The sequence below is a fragment of the Serratia quinivorans genome (genome assembly GCF_946227985.1).
Taxonomy (GTDB): Bacteria; Pseudomonadota; Gammaproteobacteria; order Enterobacterales; family Enterobacteriaceae; genus Serratia; species Serratia quinivorans_A.
In genome coordinates this window covers 1,557,473-1,574,439 of record NZ_CAMKGL010000001.1, presented here as the reverse complement: position 1 = coordinate 1,574,439, position 16,967 = coordinate 1,557,473, and the positions used below count along the sequence as shown (strand labels likewise).

The window sequence follows — 16,967 nt, the reverse complement described above, 5'->3', positions numbered from 1 at the left end:
AATAACGGCACCGGGAGCAGACCGATGCCGTGAAGGTTACGTCAGGTGATCAGGCGTCAGCTGTTCCAGCGTTTCGAGCTTATGGTCGGCCAATGCCCAGCGCGGATCGTCGCGATACTCGTGCGCCGGGATAACAATCGAACGCATTCTGGCGGCCTTGGTGGCAATCATGCCGTTGAATGAATCTTCTAAAGTGATACAGCGCAGTGGATCACTGCCGAGACGTTCGGCGGCAATCAGATACACTTCGGGGTGTGGCTTGCTGTAAGGCAGATACTCGGCGGAAACCAATTGGTCAAAGTAGCCTTCAAGGTCAAACATCTGCAGCACCTGCTGCTGCATATGCAGCGGCGAAGCCGAGGCCAGGCCGATATTCAGGTCCAGACTGCGGCACAGCTCCAGTGCCTGATGCACGCCCGGCAACAGCGGCTGTTTTTCGCGTACCAGGTCTATGGCGCGTTCGATGATCCGCGCTGAGACCTCCTCCTGCGAAACCCCTTGCCACGGCATGGCCTGGTACCACATTTTCACCACCAGATCGATACGCAGACCCAGGGTATCCGGCAGCTTGTGGCGGTCGGACAAATCCAGCCCCAGTGCGCCAAAGATATCCAGTTCCGCCTGTAGCCACAGCGGTTCTGAATCGATCAATAAACCATCCATATCAAAAATAGCGGTTTCAATGCGTTGCGAATAGGCCATTAGCGGTTAACTCCTTGCCGGCGCCGGTGAATGTGGCCAACACTTTATCATCGCTGACGGCGAGACTAAAACTTTTGCCTGCTGGGCTGAGCCCGGCCAAAGCGCAGGATACGCCACACTTCCCGCAGTTTTAACCACCAACGCTGATGTTGGCGCTCGGTGACCTGTTGTAGCATGCGCGCATAGTCCAGCACCAATCCTGGCGTCCAGGTCATGCTTTCGCCACGGCTGCGCAGCATCGCCAGCATCCACAGATTGGGATCGAGCACCAGCAACAGAAAACGGCGCCACAAATGCTTATCGCCCAGTACGCCCTCCAGCGCGCTGTCGAGTGCCCGAATCACCGTGGTGGAACAGTTGCGACGGGTCAGGTTGTAGGTGGCGTCCTGCTGATAGCGTTGCCAGAAAGTGCGCAGCGCCGTCGGGTTATAGCGATGAAACTGGATTTTTTTGTCCGGTGGGCACCAGGCCGCCACCTCTTGTTGCAGGCTCGGCAGAAAACGCCCGTCGACGTTGTTTTGCTCGCCGGAATGCAGCAACTGGCGGAAATCCTGTGCGGAGTGGCTGATATCGTTAAGCGGATAGTGGCTAATATACAGATCCGGATCGAGCGCCAGAGCGGCATGACCGGTTGAGATATTACCGCCGCCGTCTACTGCAGCGATGTAGCGGTCGACGATGTAACGTCGGCGCGCGTCTTTTGCCGAACCTATTGGCGTCCAGACGTACAGGCTGAGCGGGATGGAATCGTGCGTCCATTGCAGTCCTGACTGATCCCTATTTTGATTCAGCGAAAAGCTTTCCAGTCGCCGTGCAATACGCAGCAGCGCCCAACCGGAAAGCAGGATCATTACGCCGAGGCAAAAGGGCACCGTCATGCGGTGTGGTGCCGGCCAGCCGATAAAAATCATCAGTGAAAGCAGAATTTCACCGCTGCCAGCGATCGCGACCGGTTTCCATCGGCTGTGTTGAATCACCGTCGAGGAGGCGATACGTACCGCGCCGTCAAGCAACAGCGCACTGCCAAATACCAGCGTAGCGACGATGTTATCGTCTGCGGGCACGTCAAAAATCGTAAAGGCCATAAAGATAAACCCCAGGCCTTTCAGCAGCACCGGTCGGCTGGCGGAAGAACCTATCACCAGCGCGGCGGAAATCGCCACCAGCCCCTCCAGGGCCAGCATGACGGCCAAAGCATCTAACGCCAGCACCGAACGACCGTCTTGTAACACATCAAACAGCATCAGTGCGCCCACGCAGATCCATAACCAGCCGAACAGCATCAGCAGGCGGCGCTGGCCGTGCAGCGCCTCTGCACCCAGCAATAAGATAATCAGCCGAATCATGGTGGCTCCTGTCTAAACGGATTGATTTAACTATATAACTATTTAATGGTAACGCGCGGATGTCGTTAAGCTGTTGATTTCGGATAATCCCGGCTACGCTTGTAGCACAGTAACGGTGAAGAAAACGGTGGGCGAGTTTCAGTAACTACAGGTAGACTTAGCCAATTACGGTTACGTCGCTTACAAGGGGAATACATGACGTATCAACAGGCTGGGCGTATCGCCATTATCAAACGTATTCTTGGCTGGGTGGTTTTTATCCCGGCGTTGCTGTCGACGCTGATCTCAATGTTGATGTTTGTTTATCAGCACAGCGAAAAGACTAAAGGCATCAATGCGGTAATGCTGGATTTTGTCCACGTGATGGTCGATATGGTGCGCTTCAATACGCCGTTCCTGAATATCTTCTGGTATAACTCGCCGGTTCCTGACGTAGAAAAAAGCCTGTTCAGCGGTGCTAATTTCATGTTTATCGTGATTTATATTCTGATTTTTGTCGGACTGGCTTTGCAGGCTTCAGGTGCGCGCATGTCGCGTCAGGTGAAGTTTATTCGCGAGGGCCTGGAGGACCAGATGATCCTCGAGCAGGCCAAGGGCAGTGAGGGGCACACCCGTGCGCAGTTGGAAGAACGTATAACGTTGCCGCACCACACCATTTTGCTGCAATACTTCCCGCTGTACATTTTGCCGGTGGTGATTGCGGTAATCGCCTGGTTTGTCATCAAGCTGCTCGGCCAACTGGCCAGCGCGGCTTAAGGTGAGATGAGGTTGAGGCGCTGGGTTCAGCGCCTCATTTTATTGCGGCTAGGAATGCAGTAGTGTTTCCACCGCGCGCTGGGCTTTGACCAGATGCTGGCCACCAAACAGATTGCTGCGGTTGAGCAGGTAATACAGTTGATACAGCGGCTGACGTTCGATAAATCCATTCTCCAAAGGCCAGACACTCTGGTAACCGTCGTAAATCTGCGGCGGCAACTCCGGATACAGCGGCAGCATCGCCAAATCGCACTCTCTGTCTCCCCAATAGCAGGCCGGATCAAACAGCAGGGGGCCGTTGGCGGTTAAAGCGCAGTTGGCCGGCCATAAATCGCCATGCAACAGTGAAGGCTGCGGCTGATGGTGCTGTAGGCGGAGATACACCGCGTCAACAATCTCGTCAATATCCCCGAAGGTCATGCCTTTCTCTGCCGCCATCTGCAACTGCCAGCCAATACGCTGCTCGGCAAAAAATTCAGACCAGCGGCGCTGCCAGGCGTTGGGTTGCGGGGTGGTGGACAAATCGTTGTCGAAATCGAGACCGAACTGCGGCTGTTCGCTCCATTTGTGCAGATGAGCCAGTTGTTGGCCAAGACAGTAGGCGCCGTGGGCATCAAAGGGTTTCAGGGGTTGGTATTCCAGCAGCAGGAAGCTGTAGTCGCGATCGCTGCCGACGCCGTACACCTGCGGGACCCGCACAGTTTTACTGCGGGCAAGTAACTCCAACTGGTCGGCCTCGGCGGTAAAGATGGGCAACAGTTCCCGGGCATCGCATTTGACAAACACCTGGTGGTCACCGTAACTCACACGCCATGCCGGATGTATATCGCCCCCGGGCAGTTCGGTTCTTTCGCGGATTTCTGCGCTGCCAAGATGTTCACTCAACAGACGGCTAACGGCTTGCCACATGGTACACCCCCTCTGTGTTGCCTGCGAATTCATTAGGTTAGCGTCTTTAGCCTGAAGAAAACACGACCTGGCGCACAGCTGGCACCAACAACTGGCGATTTTCTCGCCACCCGCGTTTGCTCAAAGTATATACGCTATTGATTAATTTAAGTACGTCGCATATTGCAACTTGTCGGCGTGAGAGCGATGTTTATCAGGCCAGCTGCGGCTGAGACAAGGGGTGTTTTTTTGAAGTCCTTCACTATCAATGGGATGAGAAATTAATGGAGCAAAATCAGCAGTGGCAACGCGGTGAATACCGAATCAACAGTGATAAAAGTGAATTAAATATCGCCTTTACCCACGCTTTTTTGACCACCTCGACCTGGGCGAGTGGCATTTCGCTGGCGACGGTGCAGTTGTCCATCGATAACAGCCTGTGTTTTGGTTTGTATCATCAGCAACAACAGATTGGCTTTGCCCGTCTGGTTACGGATTACGCCACTTTTGGCTATCTGTGTGATGTGTTTGTCTCTCCGGATTACCAGGGGCAGGGGTTAGCGCGTTGGCTAATGGATTGCACGTTGGAACACCCCGTGCTGCAACGGCTGCGACGAATTATGCTGGTGACCGGCACTGCGCCGTGGCTGTATCAGAAAGTGGGTTATGAAGCGGTGAATCGTGAGGATTTTGTCTGGCATATTGTCCGGCCGGATATCTACCAGCAGCAGTAACATCAGTCGGCGGTGCTATTGTGCACCGCCGACTGTTTTAAGGTTTGACGTTGATTAAGCTTTCTTCGTGACGTTGTAACGGTCTGAACTTGCTGTAGAGCAGGGCGATCACAAACACAATCGCCTGAACGATCACAATGCAGGGGCCGGTGGCTCCGTCGATGTGAAAGCTGATCAAGGTGCCGAGCACGCAGGAGAACACCGAAACCACCGTGGCGACCATCAACATGCGATCGAAGCTGCGGCACAGCATAAAGGCAATAATCCCTGGAGCGATCAGCATCGCAATCACCAGAATCACCCCCACCGCCTGCAGCGAAGCGACAATGGTCAGCGCCAGCAGGCACAGTAACCCGTAGTGCAACAGCTTCACCGGCAGGCCAATTACCCTGGCATGGTTGGGATCGAAACAGTAGAGCATCAGATCTTTGCGTTTGAGCAACACCACCAACAGGGTAATACCGGCCATCAGCAGCGTCTGCTTCAGTTCGGCATCGGTAATGCCCAGCATATTGCCGAACAGAATGTGGCTCAGATGCTGATCGGTATCGACGCGTGAAAACAACACCAGACCGAAGGCGAACATGCCAGAGAACACGATACCCATCACCGTATCCTCTTTCACCCGGCTGTTTTCTTTCAGGTAACCGGTGGCGACCGCGCAGAAAATACCGGAGAAAAACGCGCCGATCACCACCGGGATACCGAGCACGAACGCCAACACGATGCCGGGCAGCACCGCATGCGAAATGGCATCGCCCATCAGCGACCAGCCCTTGAGCACCAGATAACAGGACAGCACCGCACAGACTACGCCGGTGAAAATAGCGGCCAGGATCGCCCGCTGCATAAACGGGTAGGCGAAGGGTTCGCTGAGCAGTTGATACAAGGTTTCCATCAGTGGCCTCCGGTCTGTTCACGCGCTACGCGGCGTTTGGATGCCAACAGGCCGTGCTTGGGGGCGAAGAAAAAGGCGGCCAGGAACACCAACGTCTGCAGGGTTACAATCACCCCACCGGTCGCGCCGTCGAGGAAGAAGCTCAGGTAAGCCCCGAAGCCGCTGGTCAATGCACCGATCACGATGGCGATGATCACCAACCGACTGAAACGGTCGGTCAGCAGATAGGCGGTCGCGCCCGGTGTGATGACCATGGCGATCACCAAAATTGCGCCGACGGTTTGTAATGCCGCTACGGTGCAGGCGCTGAGCAGGGTGAAGAACAGGATCTTCAGCCGCAGCGGCGACAGGCCGATCGACACCGCGTGGTTTTCGTCAAAGAACACCGCCAACAGATCTTTCCACACCAGGCACAGGATCAGCAGTGATACGCCGATGATAATCTCGACCTGCAACACGTCTTCGTCGGCGATGCCGAGAATATTGCCGAAGATAATCGATTGCACGTTAACCGAGGTTGGATTGAGCGAAACGATCAGCAGGCCGACGGCGAAGAAGGTGGAAAAGATAAAGCCGATAATCGCGTCTTCACGCAGGCGAGTGACGTGGCGTACCAGCGTCATGGCCAGCGCGGCCAGCATGCCGGTAAAGAAGGCACCGGCGGCGTAGGGCAAACCCAGCGCATAGGCACCCGCGACACCAGGCACCACCGAGTGCGACAACGCGTCGCCCATCAGCGACCAGCCTTTCAGCATCAGGTATGCCGACAGGAACGCACAGGCGGCGCCGACGATGGCGCTGACCCAGATGGCTTTGACCATGTAGTTGTAACTGAAGGGTTGCAGCAGTAGTTCCAGCATCAGGGTTGTTTCTCCTTTGGCTGGCTCTGCGCAGGCGGGTCACTCTTGGTGTGGCCGTAGAACACCGCCGGGCGCTCGTCATCGGTCAACACCGTCAGGGTGCGCGGATCGTTGTCGTCGTGCAGGTCCGGGCCGGACAGGTTGATATGCCGCAGTACGCCGCCGAATGCCTGTTCCAGGTTGCTCTGGGTAAAGGTAGTTTCAGTCGGCCCCGCGGCCAGCACCGTACGGTTAATCAGGATCACCCGGTCGCAAAACTCCGGCACGCTACCCAGGTTATGGGTGGAAACCAGGATCAGGTGGCCTTCATCGCGCAACGCGCGCAGCAGATCAATAATGGCATTCTCGGTTTTGACGTCGACGCCGGTAAAGGGCTCGTCCAGCAGCAGAACGGTGCCTTGCTGAGCCAGTGCCCGCGCCAGAAAGACGCGTTTTTTCTGCCCGCCGGAAAGTTCGCCGATCTGGCGGGTGCGCAGTTCGCTCAGGCCAACGCGCTCCAGCGCCTTATCGACCCGCAGGCGGTCCTCCTTGGAAGGGATGCGCAGGAAGTTCATCTTGCCGTAGCGGCCCATCATCACTACGTCTTCCACCAATACCGGGAAATTCCAGTCAACCTCTTCGGTTTGCGGGACGTAGGCAATCACGTTTTTCTTCAGCGCCTGCGCGACCGGTTGCTCGTTGAGCTGTACGCGACCGCTGGTGGGCCTGACCAGCCCCATAATGCTTTTGAACAGGGTCGACTTACCGCTGCCGTTGACGCCAACCAGCGCGCAGATGGCGCCACCACTCAGGGTGAAACTGGCGTTGTGGATCGCGGTATGGCCGTTGTTGTAGGTGACGGTAACGTCGTCCACGCTCAATTCAGGGCGGACAAAAACCTCGGTGGTCATTGATCAAATCCTTTGGCAATGGTTTGTACGGTGACATTGAGTAGGTCGATATAAGTCGGCACCGGACCACCCTGCGCAGACAGCGAATCGACATAGAGTACGCCACCGTATTTTGCGCCGGTCTCTTTGGCGACCTGTTTGGCTGGTTTGTCGGAAATGGTACTTTCGCTGAATACCACCGGGATGTGGTTGGCGCGCACGGTGTCAATCACCCGGCGAACCTGCTGCGGTGAGCCTTGCTCATCGGCGTTGATTGGCCACAGATACACTTCTTTCAACTGATAGTCTTTCGCCAGATAGCTGAAGGCACCTTCACTGGTCACCAACCAACGCTGGGCCGCTGGGATGCGTGCCAGGCGTTCGCGCAGCGGTGCGTCCAAGGCGGCAATTTTGGCGGCATAGGCTTTGGCGTTACGGTTATAGGTTTCGACATTGGCCGGGTCGTGTTGTACCAGTGCCTTACGGATATTTTCGATGTACACCAGCGCGTTGCTGGCAGACATCCAGGCGTGCGGATTCGGGTTACCGTTATAAGGCCCTTCGCGGATCGGCAGTGGGGTGATGCCTTCGGTGACTACCGCGGCAGGCACCTGCCTGATGTTCTCGAAGAAGCGCTGGAACCAGCGTTCCAGATTCATGCCGTTCCACAGGATCAGGTCGGCATGCTGCGCCTTGACGATATCGCGCGGCGTCGGCTGGTAATCGTGGATTTCTGCGCCCGGTTTGGTGATCGACTCTACCACGGCGGCGTCACCGGCCACGTTCTGGGCAATGTCCTGAATGATGGTAAAGGTGGTTACCACCCGCAGTTTTTTTTCTGCCAATGCCGCCTGGCTGGCAAGGCCGACGGTCAGTAACATGCACAGTAGGGCGCCAGGGCGGAAAAAGCCCTTGATCTCAATAAGGGATAGGCGGGGAAAAGCGCGTTGTTTCATAAACATGGTGACATCTCCTGGCTCAAATGAAAATGATTATCAATATCAATTAGAGCAAAGTCAAGCATCACCTGCCGGCAGACTGCCGGTTATTTACTCATTGAGGAAAATAATACCGCCCGGTGAGTTATAGCATTTTATGTATCAGTATGTAACCGCTTAGCATAGCTATCGTAGGTGACAATATCGACCTCAGGAGTCTTACCCAATGCGACCTGCCCAAGCTTCTGTGCCAGCAGTTGCACATCCTGTTGATCCAGTGGGGTTATCAGCGCAAAACTGTTGCTGCCCAGCTCATGCGGAACCCCATTTTCGTCTGCCACCGACGTGACAAATCCCTGAAGGGTTAATTGTCCTGTCAGCTTGGCCAAATCAGCTAATCCTTCTTCCGGGTAGCGAAAAGTCACCACAAAACACGTTGTTGCAGATTGACTCATAAATCACCTCTTGGTATACGAGTAGCTTGAGATTAGACCAAAAAAAGCGTACAGGCGTCCTTACAAGTTGTATATGCTACGCAACTCATTGAAAGGAGTGAGGGATTCTGTGAAAACAAAAATAGGTTGCCTGACGGCAATTTTGCTTTTGTCGGGTTGTGCCAAAGACCCACAAACAGCAACCAATATTTCAGGCAGTGGCACATCGCGTGGCGGTTGGTTAAAGACCCCCCCGCAGGCGCCGGTTAACCGTACAGGGACACCGATAGCCTATAACGATTACATTCGTCAGGCCGCTAACAGCTATGGTGTTGACGAAACGTTGATTAAAGCGATTATTCAGGTGGAGTCCGGGTTTAACCCGAATGCAGTCAGTACCTCGAACGCAGTGGGATTAATGCAGCTGAAACCTTCAACCGCCGGGCGTGACGCCTATCGTCTGAAAGGAAGAAGCGGGCAGCCAAGCTCGCGTGAGTTGAAGGATCCGGCGGTTAATATTGATCTGGGAACGGCCTATATCAATATTCTTCAAAGCCAGCAGCTAGCCGGGATCAACGATCCACAGACGTTACGTTACGCCACCATTGTTTCTTATGTGAATGGGGCGGGCGCCATGCTACGGACCTTCTCATCGGACAAGCGCGTAGCGGTGAATCGTATCAATCAGATGAGCCCGGATGAGTTCTATCAGCATATCCAGAAAAAGCATCCGGCCCCGCAGGCGCCACGTTATTTATGGAAGGTGACCACCGCCTACCAGGCAATGTCGCCCTAGTTCAGATTTCTTTGCTAAATCGGCCCCTTAATGGGGCCGGTTTTTTTTATTGGCGCGCGGTAAAATCGCGATGCACTTCTCATTTTTCGTTATTTCCCATCCTGTTACCTGAAAAACCGCACGAATAGTTAATTTTACATTAACCCGCAAATCTTTACGTTCATTCAATAAGTTACCGGTAACATTGTGGCATCTGGTCACTTTATGGCCTTCAATAAATATACAAATAAGTAACAATTTATGTTTAAAACCCGCATCGACCGCAAGGTTGAGGTTAAATAGTTGTGATTATCTTTGGATGGAATGTGATATGTCGGACGATAAAACTAACAATTCACGGCGCGATTTCCTGCTGAAATCGATGACTTTAATTCCCGCAGCGGTGATTGGCGGCAGTGGCGTAAGCGCGCTGACAGCCTCAATACCGGCGGTCGCGGCAACAGACACCCCAAAAACAAGCGACTACCAGCCTACCTTCTTTACCCCGGAAGAGTGGGCCTTTGTCAAGGCGGCGGTGGCACGCCTGATTCCGGCCGACGATCGTGGCCCAGGTGCGCTGGAAGCCGGCGTGCCGGAGTTTATCGATCGTCAGATGAATACCCCGTACGCGACCGGATCCATCTGGTATATGCAGGGGCCGTTTAACCCGGATGTACCGAAGGAAATGGGTTACCAACTGCCACTGGTGCCGAAACAGATCTACAACCTGGGTATCGCCGATGCCGATGCCTACTGCAAGAAAACCGCCGGTAAAGCTTTTGCCGATCTGGATGCCGCACAGCAGGACGCGCTGTTGCAGAAATTTGAGTCAGGCGAAGCTGAGTTTTCGCAGTTGCCTGCCAAGCTGTTCTTCTCCTATTTGTTGCAAAACACCCGCGAAGGTTTCTTCAGCGATCCGATCCATGGCGGCAATAAAGACATGGTCGGTTGGAAGCTGATTAATTTTCCGGGCGCGCGCGCCGACTTTATGGACTGGGTTGAGCGAGGGGAACGTTATCCCTTACCCCCGGTATCAATTCGTGGGGAGAGGGGGTAACAATGGCAACGGTAATGAAAAAAGTAGACGCGGTGATCGTCGGCTTCGGTTGGGTGGGCGCTATTATGGCCAAAGAACTGACCGAGGCTGGCCTCAACGTGGTGGCGTTGGAACGCGGCCCGATGCGCGATACCTATCCGGACGGCTCCTACCCGCAGGTGATCGACGAACTGACCTATAACATTCGCCGCAAGCTGTTCCAGGATTTGTCAAAAAGCACCGTGACCATTCGTCACAATACCAGCCAGACGGCGGTGCCTTACCGCCAGTTGGCGGCGTTCCTGCCGGGTACCGGCGTGGGTGGTGCAGGCCTGCACTGGTCTGGCGTGCATTTCCGCATCGATCCTATCGAGCTGCGCATGCGTAGCCACTATGAAGAACGTTATGGCAAAAGCTTCATCCCGAAGGACATGACCATCCAGGACTTCGGTGTCACCTATGACGAGCTGGAACCCTTCTTCGACAAGGCGGAGAAAGTGTTCGGCACCTCCGGCACCGCCTGGACCGTCAAGGGCCAGAAAATGGCACCTAAGGGCGGTAATCCCTTCGCGGCAGACCGTTCCGACAACTTCCCGTTGCCGGCGCAGAAGAATACTTTCTCGGCGCAAATGTTCGAGAAAGCTGCGCGTGACGTGGGCTACCACCCTTATAACCTGCCTTCTGCCAACACTTCGGATTCCTACACCAATCCGTATGGCGCGCAGATGGGGCCGTGCAACTTCTGTGGTTTCTGCAGTGGTTACGCCTGCTATATGTATTCCAAGGCCTCGCCGAACGTCAATATTCTGCCGGCGTTGCGCATGGAGAAACGCTTCGAGTTGCGCACCAACGCCAACGTGTTGAAGGTGAACCTGACCGACGATAAATCTCGCGCAACCGGTGTGAATTATATCGATGCGCAGGGCCGTGAAGTCGAACAGCCGGCCGAACTGGTGATCCTGGGTGCCTTCCAGTTCCACAATGTTCACCTGATGCTGCTGTCCGGCATTGGTAAACCTTACGATCCGGTGACCGGTGAAGGTGTGGTTGGGCGCAACTTCGCGTACCAAAATCTGACCACCATCAAGGCGTTTTTCGACAAGGACGTGTTTACCAACCCGTTCATCGGTGCCGGTGGTAATGGTGTGGGCGTAGACGACTTCAATGCCGACAACTTTGACCATGCCGAGGCTGGCTTCGTTGGCGGTTCGCCGTTCTGGGTCAACCAGGCTGGCACCAAACCGATCTCCGGCTTGCCAACCCCTCCGGGCACCCCGGCCTGGGGCAGTAAGTGGAAAGCGGCAGTGGCCGATGCCTATACCCATCATGTCTCGATGGATGCCCATGGCGCGCACCAGTCTTATCGCAGCAACTATCTGGATCTCGATCCTACCTACAAGAACGTGTTCGGCCAGCCGCTGCTGCGCATGACGTTCGACTGGCAGGAAAACGACATCAAGATGGCGCAATTTATGTACGACAAAATGGCCCCGATCGCCAAGGCCATGAACCCGAAATTGATTTCTGGCAGCCCGAAAAATGCCAACAGTCATTTCGATACCACCAGCTACCAAACCACCCATATGAACGGCGGTGCGGTGATGGGCGAAGATCCGAAGACCAGCGCGGTGAACCGCTATTTGCAAAGCTGGGACGTCCATAACGTGTTCTCGATCGGCGCGTCGGCTTTCCCGCAGGGGCTGGGTTACAACCCGACCGGCACCGTGGCCGCGTTGGCTTACTGGTCTGCACGTGCTATTCGCGAGCAGTATCTGAAAAACCCAGGCCCTTTGGTGCAGGCATAAGGACGCGATTGATGAAAGCATTTGTTCCCGCACTGGTTCTCAGTGCACTGAGTTTTTCCGTCTGGGCGCAGGACGCCACGGTCAGCAGCGAGTTGATCAAACGCGGCGAGTATTTGGCGCGTGCCGGTGACTGCGTAGCCTGCCATACCAACGGCAAAAGCGGTAAAGAGTTTGCCGGTGGGCTGGCGATGGAAACGCCGATCGGCACCATTTACTCCACCAATATCTCACCGGACAAGAAAACCGGCATCGGCGATTACAGCTTCGAAGACTTCGATAATGCGGTACGCAAGGGCGTCGCCAAAAACGGCAGCACCCTGTACCCGGCGATGCCGTATCCGTCGTTTGCGCTGGTGAAAGAGGATGACATGCGCGCCATGTATGCCTACTTCATGCACGGCGTACCGGCGGTAGAACAGGCCAACAAGGATTCCGACATCCCCTGGCCGCTGTCAATGCGTTGGCCGCTGAGTATCTGGCGCGGCATGTTTGCGCCATCACCGGCGGACTTTGTGGCGGACACCAAGGCCGATCCGGTGATTGAGCGGGGTCGCTATCTGGTGGAAGGGTTGGGCCACTGCGGTGCCTGCCATACGCCACGTAGCATTACCATGCAGGAAAAAGCGCTGAGCAATAACGACGGTGACAACTACCTGTCCGGCAGCAATGCGCCGATCGACGGTTGGGTGGCATCCAGCCTGCGCGGTGACAATAAGGATGGGCTGGGAACCTGGAGCGAGGCCGAACTGACCGAGTTCCTGAAAACCGGTCGTAACGATAAGTCCATCGTGTTTGGCGGCATGAGCGACGTGGTTGAGCATAGCCTGCAGTATCTCAGCGATGAAGATCTGACGGCGATTTCGCGCTACCTGAAAACGCTGCCGCCGAAAGACGGCAAACAACAGGCCGCACCGGTAGAAGACAGCGTAGCCAAGGATCTGTGGCGCGGTGACGACAGCAAGCCCGGCGCGGCGCTGTACGTCGATAACTGTGCCGCCTGCCACCGTACCGATGGTGTGGGTTACAAGCGTGCCTTCCCGGCGCTGAAGGGCAACCCGGTGGTACAGACCGAAGATGCGACCTCGCTGATCCACATCGTGCTGACCGGTAACACCACGCCGGCGGTGAAGGGGGCGGTTTCCAACATCACCATGCCACCGTTTGGCTGGCGCCTGAACGACCAGCAGGTAGCGGAAGTGGTTAACTTCATTCGCTCAAGCTGGGGTAACAGCGCCAAGCCGGTCAGCGCCTCAGACGTGGCCAGCGTGCGTAAAGACCAGAAGGAGATGGGGAGCGCCGCCGTACCGGAACATCCGGACGCCAACAAGTAAGTCATCCTCCCGGGGCCTCGTTCGAGGCCCCGGTTTTTTGTGCTTCTCAGTCGATTTTCACAGCGATTATTGTTCGCGAAACAGCCACTCAACCAGTGAAAGATAGACCTGGGCAACGTTTTTAATTATCCTTTGCCGTCCTTTTACCAGGCATAAGAATGAAATTCTGAGTTAACTAACTGATTATTATTAAAAATTCGCGGAGAAGGATATCCCGTTAGGCGCAATCGTTGTCGCTGCAGATTAAGGTAAGCTTTCCTATGAGTACGATTTCTCCTGATTCAGGCACGCTGGCTTCCGCCCAGCCGGGCAAATGGAACAAGACGGACACCGTCTGGATGTTTGGTCTCTACGCCACTGCGGTGGGGGCTGGTACGTTGTTTCTGCCGATTAATGCCGGCTTAAATGGCCCACTGGTGCTGTTGCTGATGGCCGTGTTTGCCTTTCCACTGACTTATTTACCGCATCGCGCACTGAGCCGCTTTGTGCTTTCCGGCTCCAGCCGTGACGGCAATATCCATGATGTGGTGGTCGAGCACTTTGGCGTGCTGGCCGGTAAAATCATCATGGTGCTGTACCTGATGGCGTTCTTCCCGATCGTGCTGGTGTACAGCATTTCGATTACCAACGCGCTGGACAGCTTCCTGACTCATCAATTTCACCTGACGTCACCCCCACGTATCTGGCTGAGCCTGGCGGTGGTAGTGGTGCTGAACCTGGTGCTGCTGCGCGGTAAAGACGGCATCGTATCGGCGATGGGCATACTGGTCTTTCCATTGCTGGTATTTTTGATGGGCATTTCGCTGTACCTGATGCCGACCTGGCAAACCGCCAACTTTGTCAGTGGGCTGGCGAACACTCAGTTCAGTAGCCCGGATCTGTGGCATTCGTTGTGGCTGGCGGTACCGGTCATGGTGTTTTCCTTTAGTCATGCGCCGATTATTTCGTCCTTTGCCTCAACCCAAAAGAGCCTGTATGGCGAACTGGCTGAACGCCGCTGCGCGCGAATCATGCGCTACAGTTACGTGCTGATCTGCGTCACCGTGTTGTTCTTTGTCTTCAGCTGCGTGCTGAGCCTGTCCCACGAGGATATGCAGCAGGCGAAAGATCAAAACATTACCGTGCTGACCACGCTGGCGAACAAATTTTCCAACCCGTTGATCGCGTATTTGGGGCCGATGATGGCGATGCTGGCGATGGCCAAGTCCTATCTGGGTACCTCACTGGGGGTGACCGAAGGGGCGACCAGTTTGATTGACGGCCTGACGCGCGCAGTCGGCAAACCGCTAAGCTCGCGCATAACGCACCGTATTTCTGGCGTGTTGTTATTCCTGTTGACCTGGGCAGCGACGGTCTGGAATCCGAGTGCGTTGCATATTATTGAAACCATCAGCGGCCCGCTGATCGCGGCAATCCTGTTTATTTTGCCGATGTATGCGGTGCGTAGGGTACCCGCCATGCGTCGTTACCGCGCGCTGAGCAATGTATTTGTGCTGGTGATGGGGCTGATTGCGCTGTCGGCGCTGATTTACGGCCTGATTTAACCTGACGGGTGCGCCGGTTCCGGCGCACCCCCTTGTTGCTGTTCACATCTCTTTTCAATTAACCGAAAACACTCCCGGCGTTCTCTTTGATAATGTGAGCCATTCTCATTATTATTTCCGGATTAATTTCCCACGCTAAGGAGTGTCACGTGTACCGTCGAATGACCCTGTTGGCTTTCGCCTGCGCCTTTTCTACTCAGGTGATGGCGACCACTTATCCACTCACCCTGACTGATACTGCCGGTCAAACCTTGACGATTAAACAAGAGCCGAAACGCATTGTGGTGCAGGATGGGCGCGATATTCTGACGTTGGCCTTGCTGGACCGTGCCGATCCCTTTACCCGACTGGTGGCGTGGAACAACCTGCTAAAGAAGAGCGATGGCGAGACCTGGAAAATTCTGCAAAGCAAGTGGCCAGAAGCCAAGAACATTATCGATATGGGGTTTAGCGACAAGGGTGAGATTAACCTGGAAAGCGTTATCGCCCAACACCCTGATCTGATGGTGGCGCAGCTACGCTCCAAACCTTCTCTGAGCCAGACTGGCGTACTCGACAAGTTGCAAGCGCTGAATATCCCGGTGTTGTTTATCGATACCATGCTGAAACCGGTGGAGAACACCCCGAAAAGCATTACCTTGCTGGGGGAAACTCTAAACCGTGAAGGTGAAGCGAAACAGTACACTGACTTTTATCAGCAGCACTATCAGAGCATCCTCGATAAAACCAAAACGGTGGAGCCAAAGCCGCTGGTGTTTATTGAGGCCAAAGCAGGCCTAAACGGGCTGGAGTCTTGCTGTTTCACCCATGCCCATGTTGGCTGGGGTGGGATGATTGAGGCGGTAGGCGCACGCAACCTGGGGTCGGAACTGTTACCGGGCGCGACGGGCGACGTATCGCTTGAAAAAGTGATCAGCATGAAGCCGGATGCCTATATTGTCTCAGGCTCCCAGTGGGCGAGTAAAACCAACGCCGCGGTGCCTTTTGGCTATGGTGTGACGCAACAGCAGGTGGATGCTGCATTCAACAGAATGAAACAGCGCCCAGGCTTTGCTCAGCTTTCGGCGGTAAAAGACGGCCGCTTCTACGGCATCTATCACAATTTCTACAACCACCCGTACAATATCGTTGGGCTGGAGTATTTGGCGAAGTTTATCTACCCGAACCAGTTCCAGGATTTGGATCCGGCGAAAACCTACAGCGAGATCCTCAGTCGTTTTACCGAAGTGCCGGAAGGTAAGGGCATTTTAGGCGCGCAGGCGCCGGCAGGTAAGTAAGTGAAGCGGGCGCGGGTAGCGCCCGTATTCATGGGTCAGGCAACGGCTGGGGTATAGGTGGAGATGATCTCCAATATGCCGTTGATAATAAATTGCACGCCCATACACACCAGCAGGAATCCCATCAGGCGTGAGATCGCCTCGATGCCGCTTTGACCCACCAGCTTCATGATGGCGCCAGAGCTGCGCAGGCAAGCCCATAAAATCAGGGCTACCGTCAGAAAGATGGCCACTGGCGCGACCAGCAGCACCCAGTGCGCAAACCCCAGGGTGTTCTCTTTGACGCTCGATGCCGAGCTGATGATCATCGCAATGGTTCCCGGACCGGCGGTGCTGGGCATTGCCAGCGGCACAAAGGCGATATTGGTCGAGGTTTTTTTGCGCAGCTCAATGCTTTTGCTTTCAACCTCTGGGGCCTCATCCGCACTTTGCTGTGGGAACAGCATGCGAAAGCCAATAAAGGCCACAATCAGCCCACCGGCGATCCGCAAGCCGGGAATAGAGATACCGAAGGTGTTCATGACCAACTGGCCGGCATAGAACGCCACCGTCATAATAAAGAACACGTAGACCGAAGCCATCAGCGATTGCTGGTTGCGCTCTTCACGCGTCATATTGCCCGAAAGACCGAGCAACAGCGCGACCGTGGTGAGTGGATTGGCCAGCGGCAGCAGTAGCACCAAACCCAGTCCAATGGCCTGGAATAACTGCAGAATACTCGTCATGGGTAGACTTCCTGTTTCAATGATTGTTGTGACGCCGCATAAAAGTCTT

The 16,967-nt window shown here is 55.0% G+C and carries 17 protein-coding genes; 8 read left to right on the top strand and 9 right to left on the bottom strand.

Annotated features, from left to right (window positions below; translation table 11 throughout):
• Window positions 1-36: 36 nt before the first annotated feature.
• Window positions 37-702, bottom strand: a complete 666-nt coding sequence (gene hxpB, locus OCH02_RS07415) for a hexitol phosphatase HxpB (protein ID WP_261430602.1) — start codon at window positions 700-702, stop codon at window positions 37-39.
• 65 nt (window positions 703-767) lie between these two features.
• Window positions 768-2,048, bottom strand: coding sequence for an HdeD family acid-resistance protein (locus OCH02_RS07410; RefSeq protein ID WP_261430601.1), 1,281 nt, complete (start codon window positions 2,046-2,048; stop codon window positions 768-770).
• 195 nt (window positions 2,049-2,243) lie between these two features.
• On the opposite strand from OCH02_RS07410, the gene OCH02_RS07405 reads away from it, so the two are divergent.
• The gene (locus OCH02_RS07405; protein WP_261430600.1) at window positions 2,244-2,804 is read left to right on the top strand and encodes a YniB family protein; all 561 of its coding nucleotides are present in this window, start codon (window positions 2,244-2,246) and stop codon (window positions 2,802-2,804) included.
• 48 nt (window positions 2,805-2,852) lie between these two features.
• Here OCH02_RS07405 and OCH02_RS07400 read toward each other — a convergent pair whose 3' ends face one another.
• Entirely contained in the window at window positions 2,853-3,713 is an 861-nt protein-coding gene (locus tag OCH02_RS07400) for a fructosamine kinase family protein (RefSeq protein ID WP_261430599.1), read from the bottom strand.
• Window positions 3,714-3,976: 263 nt separating this feature from the next.
• On the opposite strand from OCH02_RS07400, the gene OCH02_RS07395 reads away from it, so the two are divergent.
• Window positions 3,977-4,426: a GNAT family N-acetyltransferase gene (locus OCH02_RS07395; RefSeq protein WP_261430598.1), complete on the top strand. Its 450-nt coding sequence runs from the start codon at window positions 3,977-3,979 to the stop codon at window positions 4,424-4,426.
• Between the two features lie 37 nt (window positions 4,427-4,463).
• On the opposite strand, the gene OCH02_RS07390 is transcribed toward OCH02_RS07395, so the two are convergent.
• The 5 genes from OCH02_RS07390 to ghoS form a co-directional block, all read right to left on the bottom strand.
• Complete coding sequence (locus OCH02_RS07390; RefSeq protein ID WP_261430597.1) at window positions 4,464-5,324, bottom strand: metal ABC transporter permease; 861 nt, start codon at window positions 5,322-5,324, stop codon at window positions 4,464-4,466.
• Window positions 5,324-6,184, bottom strand: coding sequence for an iron/manganese ABC transporter permease subunit YfeC (gene yfeC, locus OCH02_RS07385; RefSeq protein ID WP_112348367.1), 861 nt, complete (start codon window positions 6,182-6,184; stop codon window positions 5,324-5,326). The genes OCH02_RS07390 and yfeC overlap by 1 nt, the downstream gene beginning before the upstream one ends.
• A complete protein-coding gene (locus OCH02_RS07380; RefSeq protein WP_012144868.1) occupies window positions 6,184-7,074 on the bottom strand; it encodes a manganese/iron ABC transporter ATP-binding protein in 891 nt (296 codons plus the stop codon). The genes yfeC and OCH02_RS07380 overlap by 1 nt, the downstream gene beginning before the upstream one ends.
• Window positions 7,071-8,015 carry a metal ABC transporter substrate-binding protein gene (locus OCH02_RS07375; RefSeq protein WP_261430596.1) on the bottom strand — a complete coding sequence of 315 codons (945 nt, stop codon included), beginning with the start codon at window positions 8,013-8,015 and terminating at the stop codon, window positions 7,071-7,073. The genes OCH02_RS07380 and OCH02_RS07375 overlap by 4 nt, the downstream gene beginning before the upstream one ends.
• Window positions 8,016-8,146: 131 nt before the next feature.
• Complete coding sequence (ghoS, locus tag OCH02_RS07370; RefSeq protein ID WP_261430595.1) at window positions 8,147-8,446, bottom strand: type V toxin-antitoxin system endoribonuclease antitoxin GhoS; 300 nt, start codon at window positions 8,444-8,446, stop codon at window positions 8,147-8,149.
• 109 nt (window positions 8,447-8,555) lie between these two features.
• Here ghoS and OCH02_RS07365 point away from each other — a divergent pair, with 109 nt between their 5' ends.
• The 6 genes from OCH02_RS07365 (at window position 8,556) to OCH02_RS07340 (ending at window position 16,193) form a co-directional block, all read left to right on the top strand.
• Window positions 8,556-9,221, top strand: coding sequence for a transglycosylase SLT domain-containing protein (locus OCH02_RS07365; protein WP_017892622.1), 666 nt, complete (start codon window positions 8,556-8,558; stop codon window positions 9,219-9,221).
• 310 nt (window positions 9,222-9,531) lie between these two features.
• Window positions 9,532-10,257: a gluconate 2-dehydrogenase subunit 3 family protein gene (locus OCH02_RS07360; RefSeq protein WP_261430594.1), complete on the top strand. Its 726-nt coding sequence runs from the start codon at window positions 9,532-9,534 to the stop codon at window positions 10,255-10,257.
• A 2-nt stretch (window positions 10,258-10,259) separates the two neighbouring features.
• On the top strand, window positions 10,260-12,041 hold the full coding sequence (locus OCH02_RS07355) for a GMC family oxidoreductase (RefSeq protein ID WP_135316289.1): 1,782 nt from the start codon (window positions 10,260-10,262) through the stop codon (window positions 12,039-12,041).
• An 11-nt stretch (window positions 12,042-12,052) separates the two neighbouring features.
• Window positions 12,053-13,372 (top strand): c-type cytochrome, encoded by a 1,320-nt coding sequence (locus tag OCH02_RS07350; protein WP_261430593.1) that lies wholly within the window; start codon window positions 12,053-12,055, stop codon window positions 13,370-13,372.
• Window positions 13,373-13,632: 260 nt separating this feature from the next.
• The gene (locus OCH02_RS07345; protein WP_261430592.1) at window positions 13,633-14,916 is read left to right on the top strand and encodes an HAAAP family serine/threonine permease; all 1,284 of its coding nucleotides are present in this window, start codon (window positions 13,633-13,635) and stop codon (window positions 14,914-14,916) included.
• Between the two features lie 149 nt (window positions 14,917-15,065).
• Window positions 15,066-16,193: an ABC transporter substrate-binding protein gene (locus OCH02_RS07340; RefSeq protein WP_261430591.1), complete on the top strand. Its 1,128-nt coding sequence runs from the start codon at window positions 15,066-15,068 to the stop codon at window positions 16,191-16,193.
• Between the two features lie 35 nt (window positions 16,194-16,228).
• Here OCH02_RS07340 and OCH02_RS07335 read toward each other — a convergent pair whose 3' ends face one another.
• Window positions 16,229-16,918: a MarC family NAAT transporter gene (locus tag OCH02_RS07335; protein ID WP_315899165.1), complete on the bottom strand. Its 690-nt coding sequence runs from the start codon at window positions 16,916-16,918 to the stop codon at window positions 16,229-16,231.
• Between the last annotated feature and the right edge of the window lie 49 nt (window positions 16,919-16,967).